Origin of the sequence: Streptomyces anatolicus (genome assembly GCF_019400875.1) — a bacterium.
GTDB classification, from domain to species: domain Bacteria; phylum Actinomycetota; class Actinomycetes; order Streptomycetales; family Streptomycetaceae; genus Streptomyces; species Streptomyces anatolicus.
The window spans coordinates 1-24,225 of the sequence record NZ_WMBF01000040.1; the positions used below are offsets into that span (position 1 = coordinate 1).

Genomic DNA, 24,225 nt, shown 5'->3' on the forward strand with positions numbered 1-24,225 from the left:
CCCCCCGGGCGCCCCTGGCCTCGGCCGCCGTCTCATGCGCCGCAAGCCGGTCGAAGCCCTGGTCGCGGAGGGTGGCCAGGGCGAGGGTGGCTCGCTCCGCCGCTCCCTCGGCATGTGGCAGCTGACCATGATCAGCATCGGTGCCACGCTCGGCACCGGCATCTTCGTCGTCCTCGGCGAGAGCGTCCCCAAGGCCGGGCCCGCCGTCACGATCTCCTTCGTGATCGCCGGCCTCACCGCCCTCTTCTCCGCCCTCTCCTACGCGGAGCTGGCCGGTTCCATACCGGTCGCGGGTTCCTCGTACTCGTACGCGTACGCAACGATGGGTGAACTCATCGCCTGGGTCTGCGGCTGGTGCCTGGTCCTGGAGTACGGCGTGTCCGTGGCCGCGGTCGCCGTCGGCTGGGGTGAGTACCTCAACGAACTGCTCGACGGGACCATCGGCGTCACCATCCCCGACGCGCTCTCCGCGGCGCCCGGCGAGGTCGACGGCGCGATCATCAACCTGCCCGGTCTGATCGTCGTACTGCTCGCCATGGTCTTCCTGCTCGGCGGCGCCAAGGAGTCGGCGACCGCCAACACGATCATGGTCATCGTGAAGATCGCCGCGCTCGTGCTCTTCTGCACCATCGGCTTCATGGGATTCAAGTCCGGCAACTACGCCGACTTCATGCCGCTCGGCACCGCCGGCGTCAGCGCGGCCGCCGCGAGCCTCTTCTTCTCCTACATCGGCTTCGACGCCGCCTCCACCGCCGGTGAGGAGGCCAAGAACCCGCAGCGTGACCTGCCCCGCGCCATCATGCTGTCGCTGATCATCGTCACCGCGCTCTACGTCCTGGTCGCCGCGGTCGCCGTCGGCGCCTGGAACTGGAAGGACTTCGAGGGCTCCGAGGCCACGCTCGCCGCGATCATGAACGACGTCAGCGGTCAGTCCTTCTGGGGCACGCTGCTCGCCGCCGGTGCCGTCATCTCCATCGCGAGCGTCGTGCTCACCGTGCTGTACGGCCAGACCCGCGTGCTGTTCGCCATGTCCCGCGACGGCCTCGTCCCCAAGGTGTTCGGCCGGGTCAGCAAGAAGACCGGCACGCCCCGCGTGAACACCGTCATCGTGTCGCTCTTCTGCGGCGCGCTCGCCTCGGTCGTCCCGCTCGGCAAGCTCGTCGACGCCACCAGCATCGGTACGCTCTTCGCGTTCGGCCTGGTCAACATCGCCGTGATCGTGCTGCGCCGGACCCGTCCGGACATGCCGCGCACCTTCCGGGTGCCGCTCGGCTGGCTCTTCCCGGTGCTCGGCTTCGGCTTCTGCGCCTACAACATGTTCAGCCTCGACTCCGTGACCTGGACCGTGTTCGGTGTCTGGATGGCCGTCGGCCTCGTGTTCTACTTCCTGTACGGCGTGAGCCGCTCCCGATTGGCCACAGCAGAGAAGTGACCCACCCCCCGTGCGACTGAACGATCTCGACGAACGCATTGTGCACGCCCTCGCCGAGGACGCCCGCCGCTCCTACGCCGACATCGGCCAGCTGGTCGGGCTCTCCGCGCCCGCCGTGAAGCGGCGCGTGGACCGGCTGCGGGCGACGGGTGCCATCACGGGGTTCACCGTCCGGGTGGACCCCGCGGCCCTCGGCTGGGAGACCGAGGGGTTCATCGAGATCTACTGTCGCCGCAATACCTCGCCGGAGGCGATCAAGCGGGGGCTTGAGCGCTATCCGGAAGTCGCGTCCGCGTCCACCGTCACGGGGGACGCGGACGCGATCGTTCAGATCTTCGCGGCGGACATGCGGCATTTCGAGCGGGTGCTTGAGCGGATCGCGGGGGAGCCGTTCGTGGAACGGACGAAGTCCGTTCTGGTGCTTTCGCCTCTTATGCGGCGGTTTTCCTCCGGGTCGCCCGCTTAGTCGCCCGTTAGTCGTCCGCTGCGGGTGCGTTCTGGCTGGTCGCGCAGTTCCCCGCGCCCCTGGCGGGGCGCTCCCCGGGTCGGCTTCCAGGTGCGGGTGCAATGAATCGCCGTTGCGGGGTCCGTATGCGCAACAGATCGTGCGGCTGCCCGCAACGGTCGCGTCTTGTCGCCGTGCGGCCGCTGACCGTACCGTCTAACGGACCCCGCCAATCCCTTCGTACGCCTTGAGGATCAGCCATGCCTGCCCCCCTGCGCACCGCCCTGCTCCAGAGTTCCGGGCAGCTCGGATCCGTCGCCGAGAACCTCACGGCGCTCGACGAGGCGGCGGGGCGCGCCGCCGCCCAGGGAGCGGGGCTGCTCGTCACGGCCGAGCTGTTCCTCACCGGGTACGCTATAGGTGACGACGTGGCCCGCCTGGCCGAGCCCGCCGACGGAGCCTCCGCGAAGGCCGTCGCCGAGATCGCCGCCCGCCACCAGGTCGGTATCGCCTACGGCTACCCCGAGCGCGACGGCGACACCGTCTACAACTCGGTCCAGCTGTTCGGCCCCGACGGCACCGGCCTCGCGAACTACCGCAAGACCCACCTCTTCGGCTGCTTCGAGCGCGACGCCTTCACCCCGGGTGAGCGGTCCGTCGTCCAGGCCGAGCTGGGCGGCGTACGTATCGGCCTCATGATCTGCTACGACGTCGAGTTTCCGGAGAACGTCCGCGCGCACGCCCTCGCCGGCACCGACCTGCTGATCGTGCCCACCGCGCAGATGCACCCCTTCCAGTTCGTCGCCGAGTCCGTCGTGCCGGTGCGGGCCTTCGAGAACCAGATGTACGTCGCGTACGTCAACCGGGTCGGCCCCGAAGGGGAGTTCGAGTTCGTCGGGCTCTCCACGCTGGTCGGCCCCGACGGTGTGGCGCGCGCCCGCGCGGGCCGCGGCACCGAGCTGGTCGTCGGCGATGTCGACCCGGAGTTCCTGAGCGCGTCCCGCGAGACCAACCCCTACCTGCGCGACCGCCGCCCCGGTCTGTACGCGTCCCTCGTCTGAGCCCACCCCCCCTCACCTGACTTTTCAGTTCCGTGCAAGGAGTCCGTACCCCATGACGTCCACGGTGCCCACCGCCATTCAGCACACCGACGCCCAGCCGCCGATCACCATGTTCGGTCCGGACTTCCCCTACGCGTACGACGACTACCTCGCGCACCCCGCGGGCCTCGGCCAGATACCCGCGACCGAGCACGGCACCGAGGTCGCCGTCATCGGCGGCGGCCTGTCCGGCATCGTCGCCGCGTACGAGCTGATGAAGATGGGCCTCAAGCCCGTCGTCTACGAGGCCGACCAGATCGGCGGACGCCTGCGCACCGTCGGGTTCGACGGCTGTGACGGCGAGCTGACTGCCGAGATGGGCGCGATGCGCTTCCCGCCGTCCTCGACGGCGCTCCAGCACTACATCGACCTGGTGGGCCTGAAGACGCGGGCGTTCCCGAACCCGCTCGCCGAGTCGACGCCCTCGACGGTCGTGGACCTCAAGGGCGAGTCGCACTACGCCGAGACCGTCGAGGACCTGCCGCAGGTCTACCGCGACGTGGCCAAGGCGTGGGCCGACTGCCTGGAGGAGGGCGCGGACTTCTCCGACATGAACCGCGCGCTGCGCGAGCGCGACGTGCCCAGGATCCGGGAGATCTGGGCCAAGCTCGTCGAGAAGCTCGACAACCAGACCTTCTACGGCTTCCTCTGCGAGTCCGAGGCCTTCAAGTCCTTCCGGCACCGCGAGATCTTCGGCCAGGTCGGCTTCGGCACCGGCGGCTGGGACACCGACTTCCCGAACTCCATCCTGGAGATCCTGCGCGTCGTCTACACCGAGGCCGACGACCACCACCGCGGCATCGTCGGCGGCAGCCAGCAGCTGCCCCTGCGCCTGTGGGCGCGCGAGCCGCGGAAGATCGTGCACTGGGAACTCGGTACGTCCCTGAAGTCGCTGCACGAGGGCGGCGAGCCCAAGCCCGCCGTGACCCGCCTGACCCGCACCGCGGGCAACCGTGTCACCGTCACCGACGCCTCCGGCGACATCCGCACCTACCAGGCGGCGATCTTCACCGCCCAGTCGTGGATGCTGCTCTCCAAGATCGAGTGCGACGACTCGCTCTTCCCCATCGACCACTGGACGGCGATGGAGCGCACCCACTACATGGAGTCCTCCAAGCTCTTCGTGCCGGTGGACCGTCCGTTCTGGCTGGACAAGGACGAGGAGACCGGCCGGGACGTCATGTCGATGACGCTCACCGACCGGATGACGCGCGGCACCTACCTGCTCGACGACGGTCCGGACAAGCCCGCCGTCATCTGCCTCTCCTACACCTGGTGCGACGACAGCCTGAAGTGGCTGCCCCTCTCGGCGAACGAGCGTATGGAGGTCATGCTCAAGTCGCTCGGCGAGATCTACCCGAAGGTCGACATCCGCAGCCACATCATCGGCAACCCGGTGACCGTCTCGTGGGAGAACGAGCCCTACTTCATGGGCGCCTTCAAGGCGAACCTGCCGGGCCATTACCGCTACCAGCGGCGCCTGTTCACCCACTTCATGCAGGACCGCCTGCCCGAGGACAAGCGGGGCATCTTCCTCGCGGGCGACGACATCTCCTGGACGGCGGGCTGGGCCGAGGGCGCGATCCAGACCGCGCTGAACGCGGTGTGGGGCGTGATGCACCACTTCGGCGGCTCCTCGGACACCACGAACCCCGGTCCGGGCGACGTGTACGACGAGATCGCGCCGGTCGAGCTGCCGGAGGACTAGTCGCCGGGCGCCGCGCTCAGTCCGGGAGCGGGGTGAGCAGGATCCGGCTCACCAGGCCCACCGCCCCGTCCAGACGCTCCCCGAACTCCCCGGCCACGCCGGGGAGTTCGCGCAGGGCCCACAGGGTGCGGGCCGCCGCCCAGGCGCCGTCGCGGGCCCGCTCCAGGCTCCAGGAGCCCGCCAGATGCGTCAGCGGGTCGCCGATCTGGAGGAGGTCGGGGCCGGGCATCAGCTCCTCGCGGATGCGCTCCTCCAGCGATACGAGGATGTCGCCCACGCGGTCGAACTCGTCCTCGAGGCCGGCCGGTTCGCAGCCGAGGGTACGGCAGGCGTCCACGAGGGCGAGCGCCAGATCGTGGCCGATGTGCGCGTTGATGCCCGCGAGGGCGAACTGCAGCGGGTGTACGCCCGGATGGCGGCGGTACTGGAAGAGCGGGCGCCAGCAGGCGGGCGGCCGGTGCCCTTCGGCCGCCGCGTCGACGGCCGCCAGATAGCGCTCGGCGAACCGTACGCCCAGCGTGGTCGCGGCGCGGGTGTCGGCGAAGGCGCCGAGGCCGATGCTCCGGTGCACCTCCTCGGTGACCGAGAGATAGACCCGGTTGAAGACGGCCACCCCGTCGCGCGGCGGCCAGTCGTCACCGAGCGCGCGCATCCGTGCCACCACACCGTCGACGCCGCGCATTTGTGCCACCACGCCGTCGACCCCGCGCCGCGGGGCCCTGCCCTGTGCGAACCGCTCCAACTGCGCCATGGGGGCAGGGTCCCAGCACCGGCCCGGCCGGGGTGTCACCGCACCGGCAGCTTCCCCGAAACGAGGGACCCGGCCGCGCGCCGCCCGCGCCACGGGACGAGCGCCGTGCCGCCGATGACCAGGGCCAGCGCCACGAGCAGCGCGCTGACCCACAGCGGCGAGCGGTAGCCGAGCCCCGCGGAGATCGCGAGGCCACCGGCCCAGGGGCCGAACGCGCCGCCCACGTTGAACGCGGCCGTGGCGAAGCCGCCCGCCAGGTGGGGCGCGTCGGCCGCCGCGTAGAGGGCCTGCGAGATCAGCGTGGAGCCGACGCCGAAGGACAGCGCGCCCTGGACCAGGACCAGGACGAGCGCGGCCACCGGGTGCGCGGCGGTCACCGCGAGGAGGACCCAGCCTGCCAGCAGCGCGAGCGTGCCGCAGACCAGGAGCGGCACGGGCCGCCCGTCCGAGAGGCGCCCGCCCACGCCGACGCCGACGAACGAGCCGATGCCGAAGAGCGCGAGCACCACCGGCACCCAGCCCGGGCCCAGCCCGGTGACCTCGGTGACCAGGGGCGCGAGGTAGGTGAACGTACAGAAGGTCGCGCCGTTCACCAGCGCCCCGAGCAGCAGCGTCAGCAGGAGCCGGGGGCCGCGCAGCGCACGCAGTTCGCCGAGCGCGCCCCGTCCGGCGGGGTCCGGTCCAGCGGCGTCCGGCGCCCCGGCCGGTACGGCCCACGCGAGGGCGAGGACGGCGGGCACGGAGAGCAGAGCCACGGCCCAGAACGCCGAGCGCCACCCCCACACCTCGCCGAGCAGCGCGCCCGCGGGCACCCCCGCGACGCAGGCGACCGTCACGCCGCCGAGCAGCACCGAGGTGGCGCGCCCCTTGGCGTTCGGCTCGACCATGCTCGTGGCGGTCACCAGGGCGACCGCGAGGAACCCGGCGTTGGCGAGGGCGCCCACGACGCGGGTGGCGAGCAGCACGGCGAAGCTCGTGGTGAGCGCGCCGACGAGGTGGACCAGGAGGAAGGCGACCAGGAAGACCAGCAGCGCGCTCCGCCGCGAGAAGCGCCGGCTCACGAGGGCCATCAGCGGTGCGCCCACGACCATTCCCACGGCGAACGCCGAGGTGAGATGGCCCGCGGCGGGGATGGAGACGTCCAGGTCCCGGGCGATGTCCGGCACCAGGCCGGAGAGCATGAACTCGGAGGTGCCTTGCGCGAAGACGGCGAGTCCGAGGAGGTAGAGGGCAAAGGGCACAGCGAAACTCCGCAACCACGGTGTGGATCGAGACGATCAGGACACGGGAGCGGTGATCCGGGGGCTCTGCGAATGCGCGAACGGCGCACGTGACGGTCGCGCGAAAGCGGCGAAGGCGGCGAAAGCAGCGGAAGCGTCAGTGCGAGGGCGCGGGAAGCCACCGGACGACCGGTGGCGGGAGTCTGTCGGACTCGGGGCTTGACATGGTGCGCACGCTAGCCAGCCGGTGCGCACCACGTCCACCGTATTACTTGGCGCTGTCGCTCTCGCCCTTCTCGTCATAGGTCGACGTGCCCGAATCCAGCAGTGGTTCCTGGGACTTGAGGTGCGGCGGGGCGAACGCGCGCAGTACGTGGTAGCCCGTGATGACGACGATCGTGCCGAGCGCGATGCCGCTCAGCTCGAAGTTGTCGGTGATCTTCAGCGAGACGCCGCCGACGCCGATGATGATGCCCGCGGCGGCCGGGACCAGGTTCAGCGGATTGCGCAGGTCGACCTTGGCGTTGATCCAGATCTGCGCGCCGAGCAGGCCGATCATGCCGTACAGGATGACGGTGATGCCGCCGAGCACGCCGCCCGGGATCGCCGCGACGACCGCGCCGAACTTGGGGCACAGGCCGAAGAGCAGCGCGAAGGCGGCCGCCGCCCAGTAGGCGGCCGTGGAGTAGACGCGGGTGGCCGCCATCACGCCGATGTTCTCGGAGTACGTCGTGTTGGGCGGGCCGCCGACCGCGGTGGAGAGCATCGACGCGGCGCCGTCGGCGGAGATCGCCGTGCCGAGCTTGTCGTCGAGGTTGTCGCCGGTCATCTCGCCGACGGCCTTGACGTGGCCCGCGTTCTCCGCCACCAGCGCGATGACGACGGGCAGCGCCACGAGGATCGCCGACCACTCGAAGCTCGGGCCGTGGAAGGAGGGCAGACCGATCCAGTCGGCGTTGCCGACGGCGGACAGGTCGAGCCGCCAGTGGTCGACGACCTTGCCGGAGCCGTCCGCCGAGTGGATCTTGCCGAAGACCTGGTCGAGGAGCCAGGAGAGGGCGTACCCGAAGATCAGTCCGAGGAAGATCGCGATACGCGACCAGAAGCCGCGCAGGCACACCACGGCGAGGCCGGTGAAGAGCATCACCAGCAGGGCCGTCCACTGGTCCTGCGGCCAGTACGTCGACGCGGTCACCGGCGCCAGATTGAAACCGATCAGCATGACGACCGCGCCGGTCACGATCGGCGGCATCGCGGCGTGGATGATCCGCGCCCCGAACCTCTGCACCGCGAGCCCCACCAGGAACAGCGCGGCGCCGACCACGAGGACCGCGCCGGTCACTGTCGCGCTGGAGCCGCCCTGCGCCCGGATGACGGCGGCGACCCCCACGAACGAGAGCGAGCAGCCGAGATAGCTGGGCACCCGGCCGCGCGTGGCGAGCAGGAAGATGACGGTCGCCACGCCCGACATCATGATGGCGAGATTCGGGTCGAGACCCATCAGGACGGGCGCCACGAAGGACGCGCCGAACATGGCCACCACGTGCTGCGCGCCGAGCCCGAAGGTCCGCGGCCACGAGAGGCGCTCATCGGGCCGGACGACCGCACCGGGGGCGGGGGTGCGGCCGTCGCCGTGCAGTTTCCAGCGCACGCCGAGATCCATGGTGAGTACCGCTTTCTGTGCGCTGAACCGGGCCGCGGTGCCGTTGCGCATGGCCCGAAATGATCGACGCCATGTTAATGCGGCATCAGTGCGACTTCTCCCCGGCGGTCGGCTGCGGGCTCCCGGCCTGCGCCGCCTCGCGGCCGTCCGTGCGCAGCACGCCCGCGAAGACCGCGAGGCCGAAGGCGAGCAGCGTCACCAGGCCGAAGGAGGTCACCAGGCTCGTCGCGTCCGCCAGCGTGCCGATCGCGGACGGGGCGATCAGGCCCGAGGTGTACGTGATGGTGGCGACGCCCGCGATGGCCTGGCTGGGGTTCGGGCCGCTGCGCCCCGCCGCGGCGAAGGCCAGCGGCACCACCACCGCGATGCCGAGGCCGAGCAGCGCGAAGCCGCCCATGGCCATGACCGGGTGGGAGGCGAGGACCACGAGCAGGCCGCCGAGCGCCGCGAGCACCCCGCCGACGCGCACCGTGCGCACCGCGCCGAACCGGTTCACCACCGCGTCGCCCGCCAGCCGCGCGATCGCCATGGTGAGGGTGAAACCGGTGGTGGACGCGGCGGCCACCCCGGCCGACGAGTCGAGGACGTCCCGCAGATAGACCGCCGACCAGTCCAGGCTCGCGCCCTCCGCGAAGACCGCGCAGAAGCCGACCGCGCCGATCAGCAGCGCCGACTTGGGCGGCAGCGAGAACCGCGGCGGCACCTCGTCATCGGGCGCCGCCTGGAGGTCGAGTACGCCCTGGCACGCGGCGAGGCCGAGCACGGTCAGCGCGGCGGCGGCGAGCGCGTGGTGCAGCCGGGCGTCCGAGCCGAGGTGGGCGGCGACCGTGCCCGCGGCCGAACCGATCAGGGCGCCGACGCTCCACATGCCGTGCAGGCCCGACATGATCGACTTCCGCATCCGGGTCTCGGTCTCGACGCCGAGCGCGTTCATCGCCACGTCCGACATGCCCGAGGTCGCGCCGTACACGAAGAGCGCCAGGCAGAGTGTGAGCAGGTTCGGGGCGAGCGACGGCAGGACGAGGGAGAGCGTCCACAGCGCGAGCAGCCCGCGCAGCGCGTTGCGCGCGCCGAAGCGGTGGCTGATCCGGCTCGCCAGCGGCATCGCGACGGAGGCGCCGATCGCGGGGAAGGCGAGCGCGAGGCCGAGCATCCCGGCGCTGACCGAGGCGTGCTCCTGGATCCAGGGCACCCGGGTCGCGAAGGAACCGGTGACCGCGCCGTGCACACAGAACACGGCCGCCACGGCGATCCGCGCGCGCCGCAACCGGCCCTTGTCGTAGACCACTTCACTCATCCCGTTCCGCCCTCCCGACGCGTGCCCCGCTACGGCGACGTAAACTATCAGGAACCCTGCCTGATAAATAGAAGCACTCTGTGGAAGGATCGCGGCATGCCTGCCTCACCGAGCACCGCTCGGGCCCTCAACGACCGGCTCGCGCTGGGCCTCCTGCAGAGCGAAGGTCCCCTGACCGCCAACGAGTTGAAGCAGCTCACCGGACTCTCGCGGCCCTCGGTGGCCGACCTCGTCGAGCGCCTCCAGGACTCCGGGCTCATCACCGTCGTCGGCGAGGCGGGTGCCCGGCGACGCGGCCCGAACGCCCGGCTCTACGGCATCGTCGCCGCCCGCGCACACCTCGCCGCGCTCGACGTGCGCACCGACGGCGTCCGTGTGGTGGTGACCGATCTGCTCGGCGCGGTACTCGCCGAGGCCTCGGCGCCCGTCGGCGGCGACACCGGGCCCGCGGTGGAGCGCGCCGTCACGCTCGTCGAGCGCGCCGCACGGGACGGCGGCGCCCAGCGACTGCACACCATCGGCGTCGGCGCGCCCGGCCTCATCGACCCCGCCACCGGCGACCTGCACGACACGACCTCGCTGCCGGCCTGGCACCGCCGGCTGCCCGGCGCGCTCCAGGAGCGGCTCGGCGCGCGGGTCCTGGTAGAGAACGAGACCAACCTCGCGGCCCGCGCCGAACAGCGGGACGGCGCCGCCCACGACCGGGACACGTTCGTCCTGCTCTGGCTCGGCGAGGGGGTGGGCGCGGCCGTCGTGCTCGACGGGGCGCTGCGCAGGGGGGCCTCCGGGGGCACGGGCGAGATCGGCTTCCTGCCGGTGCCGGGCACCGGCGGGCTGCCCTCCGCCACCGGCTGCGAGGGCGGCTTCCACTCGCTGGCGTGCGCCGCGGCCCTGCACCAACTCGGCGCGGAGCACGGGCTCCTGAAGCCGGACATGTCCGCCGCCGATGTCGTGCGGCACGCGGTGGAGGCGGGGGAGGGCGCCTTCCTGGACGCCGTCGCGGACCGCGTCGCCGTCGGTGCCGCCGCGATGGCCGCGATCCTGGACCCCGGCTGTGTCGTGCTCGGCGGCGAGGTGGGCCGCGCGGGCGGCGCCGCGCTCGCCGACCGCGTCACGGACCGCGTCGCCGCCATGTCGCCCCTGCGTACGGAGGTCCGCGCGAGCGCACTCGGCGGCTCGGCGGTCTCACGCGGCGCGCTGCTCGCCGCCAGGGACGCGGCCCAGGACGAGCTCTTCGGGCCGCGCCCCTGAGTTCGGGCGTTCAGGCCTTCGGGCCTTGCTTACCTCCGGGCCAGGAACTCCTCGAACGTGCCCTTCCCCACGGCCCGTTCGGGCGCGAGGTGGCCGCCCGCGCGCAGCGCGCGGTACGTCTTGCCCGCGAGGCGCACCGGAAGCACCGGGCGCCGCCTGCCGGTCGCCCTCAGGTAGGCACGGGCCAGGTCGGTGAAGGCGCGGACCTCGGGGCCGCCCATGTCGGCGACCCGTCCGGCCGGGGGAGCGGTCGCCAGCTCCGCGAGGCGGTCCGCGACCTCGCCGACGTCGATGGGCTGGTCGCTGACGCCCGAGGGCGACACCAGCACGGGAAGCTTGGCCGCCGTGTCGAGCAACCTCAGGACCAGGTCGTGGAATTGCGTGGTCCGCAGCACCGTCCAGCCGAGCCCGGACTCCTCGATCAGCCGCTCCACGGCGAGCTTCGCCTTGTAGTAGCCGAGCGGCACCCGGTCGACGCCGACGATGGAGATGTAGACCAGGTGCGCGACTCCGGCCTTCCTGGCCGCCTCGATCAGGTGCCGTGCCGCCTGTTCGTCGCCGCCGCGTGGGGTGCTCGCGCAGTGCACGACGACCTCCACGCCTTCGACGGCCGCGTCCAGGCCGGTGCCCTCGCGCAGATCGACCGCGTACGGCTGCGAGTGGCGGCTGAGCGTCCGCACTTCATGTCCGGCCGAGCGCAGCCGCTCGGTCACGACGCGGCCGAGGGTTCCGGTGCCGCCGGTCACCAGGATCGTGGTCATCACAGGGCTCCTTCGCGGGCGTGGAAACGGGGGCCGCTCCCTCACCGGCTCAGGTGAGGTAGCGGCCCCCGAAATTGTGACATCCCATTCCGGGCCGGGCCCGCGGCGGAGGATCAGCAGGCGCCGAGGTCCTGCCATACGCCCCACTGGCCACCGGCGCCGGGCTCCTCACCCTTCGTCCACCACTTGGCCTTCCAGGTGTGCGACTTGTGGGAGACGGCCGTCCCGGAGCCGTACTCGGACGACGCACTCCACGCGGGCGCCGTGCACTTGCCCGGCTCCGGCGGGTCGGTGGGGCCGGGCGGGTCCGTCGGCCCTGTGCCCGTGCCCGGCTCGACGACCGTGGTGCCGCGCGCCAGGTCACCGGCGAGCGCGTACGTCGTGCCGCTGACGTTCACCGTCCAGTTCGACGGGGTCGAGACCGGCAGGTAATAGTTGAAGGAGAGGTCCACGGAGGCGCCCGGCGCCAGCGACTGCCAGGCGGGCAGCTTCAGCGAGACCCGGTGGAAGTCGCCCTTCAGACCGCCCACGTTGCTGCCCGTGTGGTCGCTGCTGATGACCTTCGTACCGAATCCGGACTGGTCGGACGCGTTGCCCGGGGCCGAGGTGGAGTAGTCGAACTGGAACTCCGTGCCGCCCGGCAGTGCCGTCTTCGTGTTGTTGGTGATCTTCAACTTGGGCGTGATCGGGTAGTTGGAGTCGCCGAGCTTGAAGTCGCCGAACTCCACGCCGATGTCGAGGGCCTTGGCCGGCATCTCCCTGTTCGCGACCTTCGCGCCGTACGGCTTGGCGGTCTTGAACTTGTCGTACATCAGAGAGGTGAGCGTGTCGCCGATTTCGTACTGGCCCTTGGCGGCGTTCCAGTCGTAGTCCCCGGCCATCTCCCAGACCATCGTGCCGCCGATGCCCCGGTCGATCACGTAGTCGGCCTTCTTCGCCACCGACTCCTCGTCCTCGGTGGAGAGGAAGACCTTCTTCTCCGCGTTCCACAGCCACGGCGCGACCAGCGAGGAGCTGTACTTGCGGGCGTAGGTGCCGGTCAGCTTGGTGTCCGCCGAGAAGCCGTACTTGGTGACGTAGTCGCCGACGATGCCCTTCTCCAGGTTCTTGGCGTGCCACATCGGGTTGGAGCCCGCCGGGGACTCCTTGCCGTTGTCGTCCTTGTCGTGCCACAGGTTGTCGATGCCGACCGCCCCGTCACCGCACTTGGTCAGCCCCGAACCGGCCGGACAGCTGCTCGCCGCCGCCTTGCCCCACAGTCCGTCGGTGCCTCCCTGCACGTTCTTGTGGCCGCGTGTGTAGTACGGAAGCCCGATGTTGATGCGCCCGGCGGGCATCGAGCCGCGGAAGTAGTGGTACGCCCAGTCGGTGTTCAGATAGCCGATGCCGCCGTACTGCTGGCTGCCGTAGACGTTCGCGGCCGCCAGCTCGGCGTCCTTGCCGTCGTCGAAGAGCGAGGCGTTCGGGCCGACGTACTCGTTCCAGGCGCCGTGCAGGTCGTACGACATGATGTTGACGTAGTCCAGGTACTTCTGGACCTGGAAGGTCTCCATGCCGCGCAGCAGATAGCCGGACGAGGGGGCCGCCACGGTCAGCATGTAGTGCTTGCCGTCGGCCGCGCCCGCCCTGTCGAGCTTCTCGCGCAGGGACTTCATCAGCGCCGCGTAGCCCTTGACCAGGCCGCCGCGCCGGGCGTTGGAGAGCGGGAAGTCGGCGGGGTGCCCCGCGTCCTTCATCGAGGTCGGGTACTCGTAGTCGATGTCGACGCCGTTGAAGCCGTACTTCTTTATGAAGCTGACCGCGGAGTCGGCGAAGGTGTCGATGCCCGCGTGGTTCACCGAGCCGTCGGCGTTCGTCGCCATCGAGTAGAAGCCGCCGGAGCCGACGCGCTTGCCGTCGTCGTCGAAGTAGCCGCCGGTCTCGGCCCAGCCGCCCACGGAGATCAGCGTCTTGACGTTCGGATGCTTCTTCTTGAACTTGTTGAGCAGGTTGAAGTGGCCCTTGTAGGGGAGCGCGGGGTCCATCTCGGCGCCCGCGACGCCCGGCCAGGTCATCCCGGTGGCGGCGTTCTTCTCGCCGTCCGAGCCGACGGAGAGCTTGTTGCCCTTGTCGATGTGGCCGAAGGCGTAGTTGACGTGGGTGACCTTCTCCCACGGGATGTCGGAGGCGAGGTAGGCGGGCTCGCCGTTCTTGCCCGTGCGCCAGCCGGTGAAGTAGCCGATGACGCGCCGCTGGTGGTCGGCGCCCATCTTCTCGCGGCCCTCGCTGTCGTAGACCGAACAGTAGGGAACGTCGACCCCGGGCGTCCGGTAGAGGCCGTCGGGGCGGCAAGAGGCGTTGTCGGCGGCGTGCGAGGCGCCGGTGGAGACCATGCCGAGCAGCAGTCCGGCGACGGCGGCGCCGGTCGCGAGCAGCGCGGGTCTCGCGCGGTTGAGGGATGACAAGGGGGCCTCCAGGGACGGCTGGTACGCGGACGGGCGGAACAACACAGCTGGTACAGATGTGAATCGTTCGGGGGCCCGGTGTGCGCACACCGCAGGCTCCGGCTCCTGGGAGGTGACGCAGAGATTAAGAGGACTAGACCAGTGCGTCAATAGGTCTGGACCAAGATGTTGAAGACATGATTGAAAGGTGATGTTGTGAGCCAGCCCACAGCCGTCGCCCGCATGGCCTTCGATCAGGCGTGGCAGACTGGCCTCGTACCAGAAGCAGCGCACTCCGGGGTCGGTGTAATTCCGAACCGGCGGTTATAGTCCGCGACCCGGTCGCCTCCAGCGACCGGTTGACCAGGTGAAATTCCTGGACCGACGGTGAAAGTCCGGATGGGAGGCAGTGCGCGGCGGGCGGGCATCCTCGTATGCGCGCCGCCGTAATGGCTCGTTCCTGGCCTCGGCCAGGAGTGGTTCCTGGGATGTTTTTTCCCGGGGACAGGTCTCATTTCGGCGTCGGCGCGTCTCCAGGTGCCGCTGCCCGTACGTGTCGTCTCATCGACAGCCCCGGAGTCCGTGCCCGAAGAGGCAGGAGGACCCGGTGGCCACCGCCGTAGCCGAAGCAGCCGCCATGCGGCGCGCCGTCACGCTGGCCGCGCACGGTCTCGGCGCCACGAGCCCCAACCCCGTCGTCGGCTGCGTCATCCTCGACGCCTCCGGCGAGGTCGTCGGCGAAGGCTGGCACCAGCGCGCGGGCGGCCCGCACGCCGAGGTCAACGCCCTGCGCGCGGCGGGCGACAAGGCGCGGGGCGGCACCGCCCTCGTCACCCTGGAGCCCTGCAACCACACCGGCCGCACCGGCCCCTGCGCCCAGGCCCTCATCGACGCCGGTATCGCCCGCGTCGTCTACGCGGTCGGCGACCCGAACCCCACCGCGACCGGCGGCGCGCAGACCCTGCGCACGGCCGGGATCTCCGTCGAAGCGGGCCTCCTGGAGGCCGAGGCCGCCGAGGGGAACGCCGCCTGGCTCACCTCGGTGCGACTCGGCCGACCCCACGTCACCTGGAAGTACGCCGCCACGCTCGACGGCCGCATCGCCGCCGCCGACGGCACGAGCCGCTGGATCACCTCCGCCGAGTCCCGCGCCGACGTCCACCGGCTGCGCGCCGAGTGCGACGCCGTCGTCGTCGGCTCCGGCACCCAGCGCGCCGACGACCCGCACCTCGCCGTGCGCGGCATTGAAGGTGCCGTCCAGCCGCTGCGGGTCGTCGTCGACACGGACGGCACCGCCGTCACGCCCGGCGCCCGCGTCCTCGACGACGCGGCGCCGACACTGATCGCCGTCGCCGACGACGCCACACCCGCGTACGCGGTCGAACAGACCGTCCGGCTTCCGCGCGCGGAGCGAGGGCTGGACATTCCGGCCCTGCTCGAGGCGCTCCACGCGCGCGGGGTGCGTTCCGTGCTCCTCGAAGGCGGCCCGACCCTCGCCGGGGCCTTCGTCGCCGCCGGGGCCGTCGACCGCGTCATCGCCTACCTCGCCCCCGTCCTCCTCGGCGCGGGCCCCGCCGCCCTGACCGGCGGCGGAATCACGACCATTGCCGAAGCGTTGCGGCTCGACGTGAGCGAGACCGTCCGCATCGGACCCGACCTGCGCGTCACCGCGACCCTCGTAGCGAAGGAGCACTGAAGTGTTCACCGGAATCGTCGAAGAGCTGGGCGAGATCACCGCCGTCGAGAACCTCCCCGACGCGTCCCGGTTCCGCCTGCGCGGCCCCGTGGTCACCGAGGGTGCCAAGCACGGCGACTCCATCGCGGTCAACGGCGTATGCCTGACGGTCGTGGAGCACGAGGGCGACGAGTTCACCGCCGACGTGATGGCGGAGACCCTGAACCGCTCGAGCCTCGGCGCGCTCACCGTCGGCTCCCGCGTCAACCTGGAGCGCCCCACCTCGGTCGGCGCGCGCCTCGGCGGACACATCGTGCAGGGACACGTCGACGGCACGGGCGAGATCGTGGAGCGCAAGCCCTCCGAGAACTGGGAGATCGTGAAGGTCTCCCTCCCCGCCGACCTCTCCCGCTACGTCGTGGAGAAGGGCTCCATCACCGTCGACGGCGTCAGCCTGACCGTCGTCGACGCGGGCCCCGACTACTTCACCATCAGCCTGATCCCCACCACGCTCGCGCTGACCACGCTCGGCCTCAAGCAGCCCGGCGACCCGGTCAACCTCGAGGTCGACATCATCGCCAAGTACGTGGAGCGCCTCCTCGGCGACCGCGCCCAGGCGCCGGCCCCCGTCCACGCCCCGGTCCAGGAGGCCACCAAGTGAACTGGCTCAACGCCGAGGCCTTCACCGCCTTCGACCAGCACATCATGTGGTCGGACATGATCGGCAACACCATCGGCCTCCTCGCCCTCGCGCTCGGCTGGCGGCGCTCGATATGGACCTGGCCCGCCCAGTTCCTCTCCGGCGTCATCCTCGTCGCCGCGTACGCCTCGGCGGAGCTGGCCGGCGGCGTCGGCAAGCAGTTCCTCGTCATCGGCGTCGCGCTGTGGGGCTGGCGGCAGTGGACGCGCGGCAGGCAGCAGGCGCAGGACGGCTCCATCGCCATCCGGTTCGCGAGCTGGAAGGAGCGGGGCATCCTGCTCGCCGGCACGGCCGTCGGCACGCTCGCGGTCGGCGCCCTGTTCACCGCCGTGCCCTCGCTCTCCTGGAACCCCTGGCCGGACGCCTACATCTTCGTCGGCACGCTCGCCGCGATGGTCGCCCAGGCCCGCGGCCTCGTCGAGTTCTGGTTCGCCTGGCTCCTCGTCGACCTGGTCGGTGTGCCGCTCGCCTTCAGCAGCGGCCTCGCCTTCTCCGGCCTCGTGTACGTCGTCTACCTCGCCCTCGTCCTGTGGGGCATGCGCGACTGGTGGCTGCGCTCCCGCGCGGCGGCCTCTCAGCCCGTCATGGAAGGAGCCCCGGCATGACCGCGGCATCCATTTGGTACAGCACCGCCCACGACGAGGACGTCTCGGACCTCTCCCTCGACCCCGTCGAGCAGGCGATCCGCGACATCGCCGCGGGCCGCCCCGTCGTGGTCGTCGACGACGAGGACCGGGAGAACGAGGGCGACCTCGTCGTCGCCGCCGAGAAGGCCACCCCCGAGATCGTCGCCTTCATGATGAGCGAGTGCCGCGGCCTGATCTGCGCGCCCATGGAGGCCGACGAACTCGACCGGCTGCGCCTGCCGCAGATGGTCGAGAACAACACCGAGTCGATGAGCACGGCCTTCACCGTCTCCGTCGACGCCTCCGCCGCGCACGGCGTGAGCACCGGCATCTCCGCCGCCGACCGCGCCACCACGCTCCAGCTCCTCGCGGGCGGCACGGCCACCGCCGACGACTTCGTGCGCCCCGGCCACATCTTCCCGCTGCGCGCCCGCTCCGGCGGCGTGCTCGCCCGCAACGGCCACACCGAGGCCGCCGTCGACCTCGCCCGCCTCGCGGGCCTGCGCCCCGCCGGTGCCATCGTGGAGATCGCCGGCGAGGACGGCAAGATGCTGCGCCTGCCGGAGCTGATCCCCTTCGCCCGCAAGCACGGCCTGACGATCATCTCCATCGAGGACCTGATCGCCTACCGCCGCTCCGCGGAGCCCACCGTCCGCCGCGAGGCCGAGGTCAGGCTGCCCACCGCCTTCGGCGACTTCACCGCCTACGGCTACCGCTCGACCGTCGACGGCGTCGAGCACGTCGCCCTCGTCCACGGCGACGTCGGCGAGGGCGAGGAGGTCCTGGCCCGGCTCCACTCCGAGTGCCTGACCGGCGACGTCTTCCACTCCCTGCGCTGCGACTGCGGCCCGCAGCTGGAGGAGTCCATGCGGCGCATCACCGAGGAGGGCCGTGGCGTCGTCGTCTACCTCCGCGGCCACGAGGGGCGCGGCATCGGCCTGCTCTCCAAGCTGCGTGCGTACGAACTCCAGGAGCGCGGCAGCGACACCCTCGACGCCAACCTGGAGCTGGGGCTGCCCGCCGACGCCCGGGACTACGGCGCGGGCGCGCGGATCCTGGACGACCTCGGCGTCCGCAGCGTACGGCTGATGACCAACAACCCCGACAAGGTCGACGCGGTCCTGCGGCACGGCCTGCGGGTCACCGCACGCGAGCCCATGCCCGTCCAGGCGGGCGAGCACAACCTCCGCTACCTGCGCACCAAGCGGGACCGGATGGGCCACGACCTGCCCTGGCTCGACGCCCCCGGCGTCTCCGCCTGCGGCAACCAGTAAGCACCCACCCCTGTCAACGGACCGAAGGAGAAGCGCGTGAGCGGCAAGGGCGCACCCGAACTGAGCGTGAAGAACTGCGGCGACCTGCGGGTCGCGGTGATCGCCGCGCAGTGGCACGAGAAGGTCATGGACGGCCTCGTCGACGGCGCCCTGCGCGCCCTCGGCGAGCTGGGCATCAGCGAGCCGACCGTCCTGCGCGTGCCGGGCAGCTTCGAGCTGCCGGTCGTCGCCAAGGTCCTCGCGGGCCGCGGCTACGACGCGATCGTGGCGCTCGGCGTCGTCATCCGCGGCGGCACCCCGCACTTCGAGTACGTGTGCCAAGGCGTCACCCAGGGCCTCACCCAGGTCTCCGTGGACACCGGCGTCCCCGTCGGCTTCGGCGTACTGACCTGCGACACCGAGGAGCAGGCCCTGGACCGCGCGGGCATCGAGGGCTCCCGCGAGGACAAGGGGCACGAAGCGGTCACCGCGGCCGTGGCCACCGCGACCACGCTCCGTACCGTCTCCGAACCCTGGCGCTGAGCGGCGCCGCCCGGCCGCGTAGAGTGAACGGCATCATGTCCAAGAAGACTTTCGAGCAGCTCTTCACCGAGCTGCAGCACAAGGCCGCCAACGGCGACCCAGCGACCTCCCGCACCGCCGAGCTGGTCGGCAAGGGCGTCCATGCCATCGGCAAGAAGGTCGTCGAGGAGGCCGCCGAGGTCTGGATGGCCGCCGAGCACGAGGGCAAGGAAGCCGCCGCTGAGGAGATCTCGCAGCTCCTCTACCACGTGCAGGTGATGATGGTCGCCCGCGGCATCTCCCTCGACGACGTCTACGCCCACCTCTGAGCCGTACGTCAGCCAAGCCCGCTCAACCCCCCTTCACGCAAAGGAATCCGACCTCATGCTGCGCATCGCCGTCCCCAACAAGGGTTCACTGTCCGGACCTGCGTCGGCGATGCTCCATGAGGCCGGATACCAGCAGCGCAAGGAGTCCAAGGAACTCGTCCTCGTCGACCCCGAGAACGAGGTCGAGTTCTTCTACCTGCGCCCCAAGGACATCGCGATCTACGTCTCGGCCGGCCGGCTCGACATCGGCATCACCGGCCAGGACCTGCTGGTCGACTCCGGTGCCGACGCCGAGGTGATCCTGCCGCTCGGCTTCGCACGCTCCACCTTCCGCTTCGCCGCCAAGCCCGGCACGGCCACCGGCATCGAGGACCTCGCGGGCAAGACCGTCGCGACCTCCTACGAGGGCATCGTCGCCAAGCACCTCGCCAACAGCGGGGTCGACGCCTCCGTGGTCCACCTCGACGGCGCCGTCGAGACCGCCATCGAGCTGGGCGTCGCCCAGGTCATCGCCGACGTCGTGGAGACCGGCACCTCCCTGCGCAACGCGGGCCTCGAGGTCTTCGGCGAGCCGATCATGAAGTCCGAGGCGGTCGTCATCCGGCGCACCGGCGCCGACGGCGACGACCCGAAGGTGCAGCAGTTCCTGCGCCGCCTCCAGGGCGTCCTGGTCGCCAGGTCGTACGTGATGATGGACTACGACTGCCGTGCCGAGCACCTGGAGCAGGCCGTCGCCCTCACCCCGGGCCTCGAATCCCCGACGATCTCCCCGCTGCACAACGAAGGCTGGGTGGCCGTGCGCTCCATGGTTCCCGCCAAGGAGGCGCAGCGCGTCATGGACGATCTGTACGCCATCGGCGCGCGGGCCATCCTGACCACCGCCATCCACGCCTGCCGTCTCTGACCCGGCCGGAGCCCGCACCTCATGTCTGATCTCCCCGCCCTGCCCGTCACCTTCCGCCCCAAGCGGACCCGGGTCGTCATGCTCACCGCGGGGGCCGCGATGTTCGTGGTCCTCACGGTGATCGCCCTGCTGCTGCCCAAGCTCAGCCCGGGGGAGCGGACCAGCTTCGTCCTCACCGGCGCCCTGCTCTTCGGCGTGCTCATGCTGCTCAGCAGGCCGAAGGTGGTCGCCGACGACTCCGGCGTGACCGTCGTCAACATCGCGACGAGCCGGCGTCTGGCCTGGGCGGAGATCGTCCAGGTCACCCTCCGCCCCGGCGACCCCTGGGTCTTCCTGAACCTCAGCGACGGCACCAGCCTGCCCGCCCTCGGCATCCAGCCCGGAATCGCCAGGCAGCAGGCCATCGCCGACTCCCGGGCGCTGCGCGCGCTCGTCGACGCCCGCACCCCGCTCGGGGACTGACGCCGCCCGCGTCGCCCGGCGTTCGTTCCGCTCTGCCCGATGTTCGTTCCGCGCGATGCCTTGACGTTCTGATTAATCTGGTGGCGGGGCACGCAAGGTGTGCCGCCCCGCCCCTGACGGGCCCGCCCGGCCCCCGGGGGCCCCTGCTACCCGAGGAGTGACTCCCTCCGGCGATGGACGGATCGTCCTGTAGTACCTGCGCCGCCCCCTCCCGGCATTCCGGGACCCACGCGATTTGGGAGGCGGCGACATGACAGTCCCCCTCCTGCTCCTCGGGGCGGCATTCCTGCTCATTCTCGCCAACGGCTTCTTCGTGGCGGCCGAGTTCGGCCTCGTCACCGTGGAGCGGCCGGACGCGGAGAAGGCCGCGGCCGACGGTGACCGCCGCGCCGCCACGGTCGTCAGTGCCCTCAAGGAGCTGTCCTTCCAGCTCTCCGGCACCCAGCTCGGCATCACCCTCACCTCGCTCGTCGTCGGCATGCTCGCCGAACCGGCCCTCGCGCACCTGCTCGCGGGCCCGTTCACGGCGATCGGCGTCCCCGAAGGCGCCGTCGGCGGGCTCTCCGTGGTCGTCGGCATGCTGCTCGCGTCCGCCGTGCAGATGGTCATCGGTGAACTGGTGCCCAAGAACTGGGCGGTGTCCAGACCGCTCCAGGTCGCGCGGTTCGTCGCGGGCCCGCAGCACGCCTTCTCGCGGCTCTTCCGGCCGGTGATCGCCCTCCTGAACGCCACGGCCAACCGCCTGGTGCGCGCCCTCGGCGTCGAGCCCGCCGAGGAGCTGGCCTCGGCCCGCACCCCCGGCGAACTGGTCTCCCTGGCCCGGCACTCGGCGCGGGCCGGCGCCCTGGAGCAGCGCACCGCCGAACTGTTCGTCCGCACCCTCTCCCTCGGTGACCTGACCGCGCAGCACGTCATGACGCCGCGCGTGAAGGTCAGCGCGCTGCAGACGTCGGCGACCGCCGAGGACGTGGTGAACCTGACGCGCGCCACCGGCCTGTCCCGCTTCCCCGTCTACCGCGAGCGGATCGACGAGATCGCCGGCATGGTCCACCTCAAGGACGCCCTCGCGGTCCCCGCGCACGACCGGCTGCGCACCCCCGTGAGCCGCATCGCGCAGGCCCCGCTCCTGGTCCCCCAGACGCTTGCCGTGCAGCCCCTCCTCGCGCGGCTGCGCAGCGAGCAGCCCATCGCCGTCGTCGTCGACGAGTACGGCGGCACGGCAGGGGTGGTGACCCTGGAGGACATCGTCGAGGAACTCGTCGGCGAGGTGCGCGACGAGCACGACCTGCTGGACGTGCCCGAGCTGTGCACCGCGCCGCCCGAGGACGGCAGGCCCGCGTGGGACGCCGACGGGGGCTGCCGCGTCGACAGCCTGCGCCGCATAGGACTCGACGTACCCGAAGGGCCCTACGAGACCGTCGCGGGCCTCGTCGCCGACCTCCTCGGGCGCATCCCGGCCCCCGGCGACCGCGCCGAACTGCCGGGCTGGCGGCTCTCGGTGCGCCAGGTCGGGCACAACCGCGCCGAGCGGGTCAGGATCGCCATGACCGGGGCTGCCACGAATGAACCCGCCACGAATGAACCCGCCACGAATGAGGCGGCCACGCATGGGGCCGCCGCCGTGACCGGGGCCGCCGTGACGGCGGACGCCCCGGCGCCCGTAGCCGCCGCGGAGGCACTGCGATGAGCCTGCTCCAACTCCTCTTCGCCGTGCTGCTGGTGCTCGCCAACGGCTTCTTCGTCGGCGCCGAGTTCGCCCTCGTCTCCGTGCGCCGCAGCCAGATCGAGCCCCTGGGCACCAAGCGGGCCCGGCAGGTCCTCTACGGCCTCGAACACCTGCCGCAGATGATGGCGGCCGCCCAGTTCGGCATCACCGTCTGCTCGTTGACGCTCGGCGCCGTCGCCGAGCCCACCGTCGCGCACCTACTGGAGCCGGTGTTCCACGCGGTCCGCCTTCCCGAGGGCATGATCCACCCCCTCGGCTATGTGATCGCGCTCGCCGTCGTCGTCTTCCTGCACCTCGTCGTCGGCGAGATGCTTCCGAAGAACCTCGCGATGGCGGCCCCCGAGAAGACCGCGCTCTGGTTCAGCCCGGGGCTTGTCGCCTTCGCCCGGCTGTGCCGGCCGGTGACGGTCGCGCTCGGGGCGTGCTCACGGGTCGTCCTGAGGATCTTCCGGGTCGAGCCCAAGGACGAGGTGGAGGCGGTCTTCACCAGCGAACAGCTCAACCGCCTCGTGGAGGACTCCGGCCAGGCGGGACTGCTCGACCCCGAGGAGCAGGAGCGCCTTGAGGACGCCCTCGAGCTGGGCTCGCGCCCGGTCACGGACGTACTCCTCGACCGCGCGGCGCTGGTGACCGTGGACGCCTCGGTCACCCCGGGCCAGGTCATCGGGCTGACCGGGCGCACCGGCTACTCCCGCTTCCCGATCCGCGCGGAGAACGGCGCCTTCATGGGCTACCTCCACGTGAAGGACGTACTGGATCTGGAGGAGACCGACCGGGCCGTGCCGCAGCAGGTGTGGCGGCCGATGACCACACTGCGGGCGGAGCTGCCGCTGGACGACGCACTGACGGTGATGCGCCGCGCCGCCACGCATCTGGCGCAGGTCGCCGACGCGTCGGGCAAGGTGCTCGGTCTGGTCGCCCTGGAGGACGTACTGGAACTCCTCGTCGGCGAGGTCCGCGACCCGGCGCACCGCGTCGCGGTACCGCGCAGGGCCCAGGAGGACAGGGGCACGCACGGAAGCCGGGACAGCGCGCTGGTCAGCTGAGCGGCGGACCGGCAGACCGGCGGAACGAACGGCCGCGGGGCCGCGCCCGGGCTCAGCTCCCCGGCGCGTCCTGCGGCCCCCGCCCCGAGAGCACCTCGCCGTACGCCTGCATCAGATCCGGCAGCCGCAGCGTCGACAGGTCCTCGCGCCCCGGCTCGCCGGGGTAGCCGGAGAGCCGCAGATCGCGGTAGGCGCAGCTCTTCTCGTAGAGCGTGCGCAGGAAGCGGCCGTTGCCCAGCTCGTCGATCCAGGCCTGGTCGACGACGTGCCCGCTGATGGAGCGCAGCTCTTCCAGCGCCTCCTCGTCCCACACGTCGCCGTTGTCGGCGGCCAGCACCTCGCCGATCGCGGTCAGTTCGAGGGGGCGGTACGAGGGGAAGTCGACGCGTGTCGTGAAGCGCGAGGAAAGCCCGGGGTTGGCGGCGAGCAGCCGGTCCATGCCCTCGGGGTAGCCCGCGAGGATCACCACGAGGTGGTCGCGGTTGTCCTCGGCCCGCTTGAGGAGCACCTGCAGCGCCTCGTCGCCGTACGCGTCGCCCTTGCCGTAGCCGGAGTTGGAGAGGGAGTAGGCCTCGTCGACGAAGAGGACACCGCCGATCGCCGAGTCGATCAGTTCGTTGGCCTTCACGGCCGTCTGGCCCAGGTACTCGCCGACGAGATCGGCGCGCTGCGCCTCGACCAGGTGGTCGCCGCCGAGCAGCCCGAGCGCGTAGAAGACCCGGCCGAGGATGCGGGCCACGGTGGTCTTGCCGGTACCCGAGGGGCCCGAGAAGACGAAGTGCCGTTTCGGCGGCTGTACGGGCAGGCCCTGCGCGGCCCGCAGGCGTGCCATGTTCAACTGCGCGGAGAGTGCCTTGACCTGGCGTTTCACCGGCTCCATGCCCACCATGCACTCCAGCTCGGAGAGCGCGGCCTCCAGGAGGGCGGGGTC

General features: G+C 71.3%; 22 protein-coding genes and 1 riboswitch. Of the genes, 15 read left to right on the forward strand and 7 right to left on the reverse strand.

Translation table 11 applies throughout. The annotated features are described in order from the left end of the window. The 4 genes from GKQ77_RS06775 to GKQ77_RS06790 all read left to right on the forward strand — a co-directional run. Positions 1-1,432, forward strand: a 1,432-nt coding sequence (locus GKQ77_RS06775) for an amino acid permease (protein ID WP_258020940.1), incomplete at its 5' end; no start/stop codon positions are given. A gap of 10 nt (positions 1,433-1,442) precedes the next feature. Further along, positions 1,443-1,898 (forward strand): Lrp/AsnC family transcriptional regulator, encoded by a 456-nt coding sequence (locus GKQ77_RS06780; RefSeq protein WP_030787310.1) that lies wholly within the window; start codon positions 1,443-1,445, stop codon positions 1,896-1,898. A 239-nt stretch (positions 1,899-2,137) separates the two neighbouring features. After that, entirely contained in the window at positions 2,138-2,938 is an 801-nt protein-coding gene (locus GKQ77_RS06785) for a carbon-nitrogen hydrolase family protein (RefSeq protein ID WP_219687800.1), read from the forward strand. A gap of 52 nt (positions 2,939-2,990) precedes the next feature. Next, positions 2,991-4,685 carry a flavin monoamine oxidase family protein gene (locus GKQ77_RS06790; RefSeq protein WP_219687801.1) on the forward strand — a complete coding sequence of 565 codons (1,695 nt, stop codon included), beginning with the start codon at positions 2,991-2,993 and terminating at the stop codon, positions 4,683-4,685. Positions 4,686-4,701: 16 nt separating this feature from the next. Here the strand turns inward: GKQ77_RS06790 and GKQ77_RS06795 are convergent, their stop codons facing one another. From GKQ77_RS06795 to GKQ77_RS06810, 4 genes are all read right to left on the reverse strand, one after another. Further along, complete coding sequence (locus GKQ77_RS06795; RefSeq protein WP_258020943.1) at positions 4,702-5,367, reverse strand: DUF5995 family protein; 666 nt, start codon at positions 5,365-5,367, stop codon at positions 4,702-4,704. Between the two features lie 104 nt (positions 5,368-5,471). Next, entirely contained in the window at positions 5,472-6,677 is a 1,206-nt protein-coding gene (locus GKQ77_RS06800; RefSeq protein WP_219687803.1) for a Cmx/CmrA family chloramphenicol efflux MFS transporter, read from the reverse strand. 247 nt (positions 6,678-6,924) lie between these two features. Further along, the gene (locus GKQ77_RS06805; RefSeq protein ID WP_219687816.1) at positions 6,925-8,319 is read right to left on the reverse strand and encodes a uracil-xanthine permease family protein; all 1,395 of its coding nucleotides are present in this window, start codon (positions 8,317-8,319) and stop codon (positions 6,925-6,927) included. Between the two features lie 85 nt (positions 8,320-8,404). Continuing rightward, entirely contained in the window at positions 8,405-9,616 is a 1,212-nt protein-coding gene (locus tag GKQ77_RS06810; RefSeq protein ID WP_219687804.1) for an MFS transporter, read from the reverse strand. A gap of 96 nt (positions 9,617-9,712) precedes the next feature. Between GKQ77_RS06810 and GKQ77_RS06815 the strand changes: the two genes are divergently transcribed. Then, complete coding sequence (locus GKQ77_RS06815) at positions 9,713-10,867, forward strand: ROK family transcriptional regulator (protein ID WP_219687805.1); 1,155 nt, start codon at positions 9,713-9,715, stop codon at positions 10,865-10,867. A 29-nt stretch (positions 10,868-10,896) separates the two neighbouring features. On the opposite strand, the gene GKQ77_RS06820 is transcribed toward GKQ77_RS06815, so the two are convergent. Continuing rightward, the gene (locus GKQ77_RS06820; RefSeq protein ID WP_219687806.1) at positions 10,897-11,628 is read right to left on the reverse strand and encodes an SDR family oxidoreductase; all 732 of its coding nucleotides are present in this window, start codon (positions 11,626-11,628) and stop codon (positions 10,897-10,899) included. Between the two features lie 113 nt (positions 11,629-11,741). Further along, positions 11,742-14,072: a chitinase C-terminal domain-containing protein gene (locus tag GKQ77_RS06825; protein ID WP_219687807.1), complete on the reverse strand. Its 2,331-nt coding sequence runs from the start codon at positions 14,070-14,072 to the stop codon at positions 11,742-11,744. Between the two features lie 265 nt (positions 14,073-14,337). Beyond that, positions 14,338-14,468, forward strand: a riboswitch (FMN riboswitch). Positions 14,469-14,688: 220 nt separating this feature from the next. Between GKQ77_RS06825 and ribD the strand changes: the two genes are divergently transcribed. The 10 genes from ribD to GKQ77_RS06875 all read left to right on the forward strand — a co-directional run bounded on the left by ribD (position 14,689) and on the right by GKQ77_RS06875 (position 23,294). Continuing rightward, a complete protein-coding gene (ribD, locus tag GKQ77_RS06830) occupies positions 14,689-15,747 on the forward strand; it encodes a bifunctional diaminohydroxyphosphoribosylaminopyrimidine deaminase/5-amino-6-(5-phosphoribosylamino)uracil reductase RibD (protein ID WP_219687817.1) in 1,059 nt (352 codons plus the stop codon). 1 nt (position 15,748) lies between these two features. Further along, positions 15,749-16,387: a riboflavin synthase gene (locus tag GKQ77_RS06835; RefSeq protein ID WP_219687808.1), complete on the forward strand. Its 639-nt coding sequence runs from the start codon at positions 15,749-15,751 to the stop codon at positions 16,385-16,387. 44 nt (positions 16,388-16,431) lie between these two features. After that, positions 16,432-17,031, forward strand: a complete 600-nt coding sequence (locus GKQ77_RS06840; RefSeq protein ID WP_219687818.1) for a nicotinamide mononucleotide transporter family protein — start codon at positions 16,432-16,434, stop codon at positions 17,029-17,031. Continuing rightward, positions 17,028-18,326: a bifunctional 3,4-dihydroxy-2-butanone-4-phosphate synthase/GTP cyclohydrolase II gene (locus GKQ77_RS06845; protein ID WP_219687809.1), complete on the forward strand. Its 1,299-nt coding sequence runs from the start codon at positions 17,028-17,030 to the stop codon at positions 18,324-18,326. The genes GKQ77_RS06840 and GKQ77_RS06845 overlap by 4 nt, the downstream gene beginning before the upstream one ends. A 36-nt stretch (positions 18,327-18,362) precedes the next feature. After that, complete coding sequence (ribH, locus tag GKQ77_RS06850) at positions 18,363-18,848, forward strand: 6,7-dimethyl-8-ribityllumazine synthase (protein ID WP_125511527.1); 486 nt, start codon at positions 18,363-18,365, stop codon at positions 18,846-18,848. Positions 18,849-18,883: 35 nt separating this feature from the next. Continuing rightward, on the forward strand, positions 18,884-19,156 hold the full coding sequence (locus tag GKQ77_RS06855) for a phosphoribosyl-ATP diphosphatase (protein ID WP_125511526.1): 273 nt from the start codon (positions 18,884-18,886) through the stop codon (positions 19,154-19,156). Between the two features lie 55 nt (positions 19,157-19,211). Beyond that, positions 19,212-20,060: an ATP phosphoribosyltransferase gene (gene hisG, locus GKQ77_RS06860; protein WP_219687810.1), complete on the forward strand. Its 849-nt coding sequence runs from the start codon at positions 19,212-19,214 to the stop codon at positions 20,058-20,060. Positions 20,061-20,081: 21 nt separating this feature from the next. Beyond that, entirely contained in the window at positions 20,082-20,522 is a 441-nt protein-coding gene (locus GKQ77_RS06865; RefSeq protein WP_219687811.1) for a PH domain-containing protein, read from the forward strand. 250 nt (positions 20,523-20,772) lie between these two features. Next, positions 20,773-22,209, forward strand: a complete 1,437-nt coding sequence (locus GKQ77_RS06870) for a hemolysin family protein (protein WP_219687812.1) — start codon at positions 20,773-20,775, stop codon at positions 22,207-22,209. Next, positions 22,206-23,294 carry a hemolysin family protein gene (locus GKQ77_RS06875; RefSeq protein WP_219687813.1) on the forward strand — a complete coding sequence of 363 codons (1,089 nt, stop codon included), beginning with the start codon at positions 22,206-22,208 and terminating at the stop codon, positions 23,292-23,294. The genes GKQ77_RS06870 and GKQ77_RS06875 overlap by 4 nt, the downstream gene beginning before the upstream one ends. 52 nt (positions 23,295-23,346) lie before the next feature. Here GKQ77_RS06875 and GKQ77_RS06880 read toward each other — a convergent pair. Next, on the reverse strand, positions 23,347-24,225 hold an 879-nt coding region (locus tag GKQ77_RS06880; protein ID WP_219687814.1), incomplete at its 5' end, for an AAA family ATPase.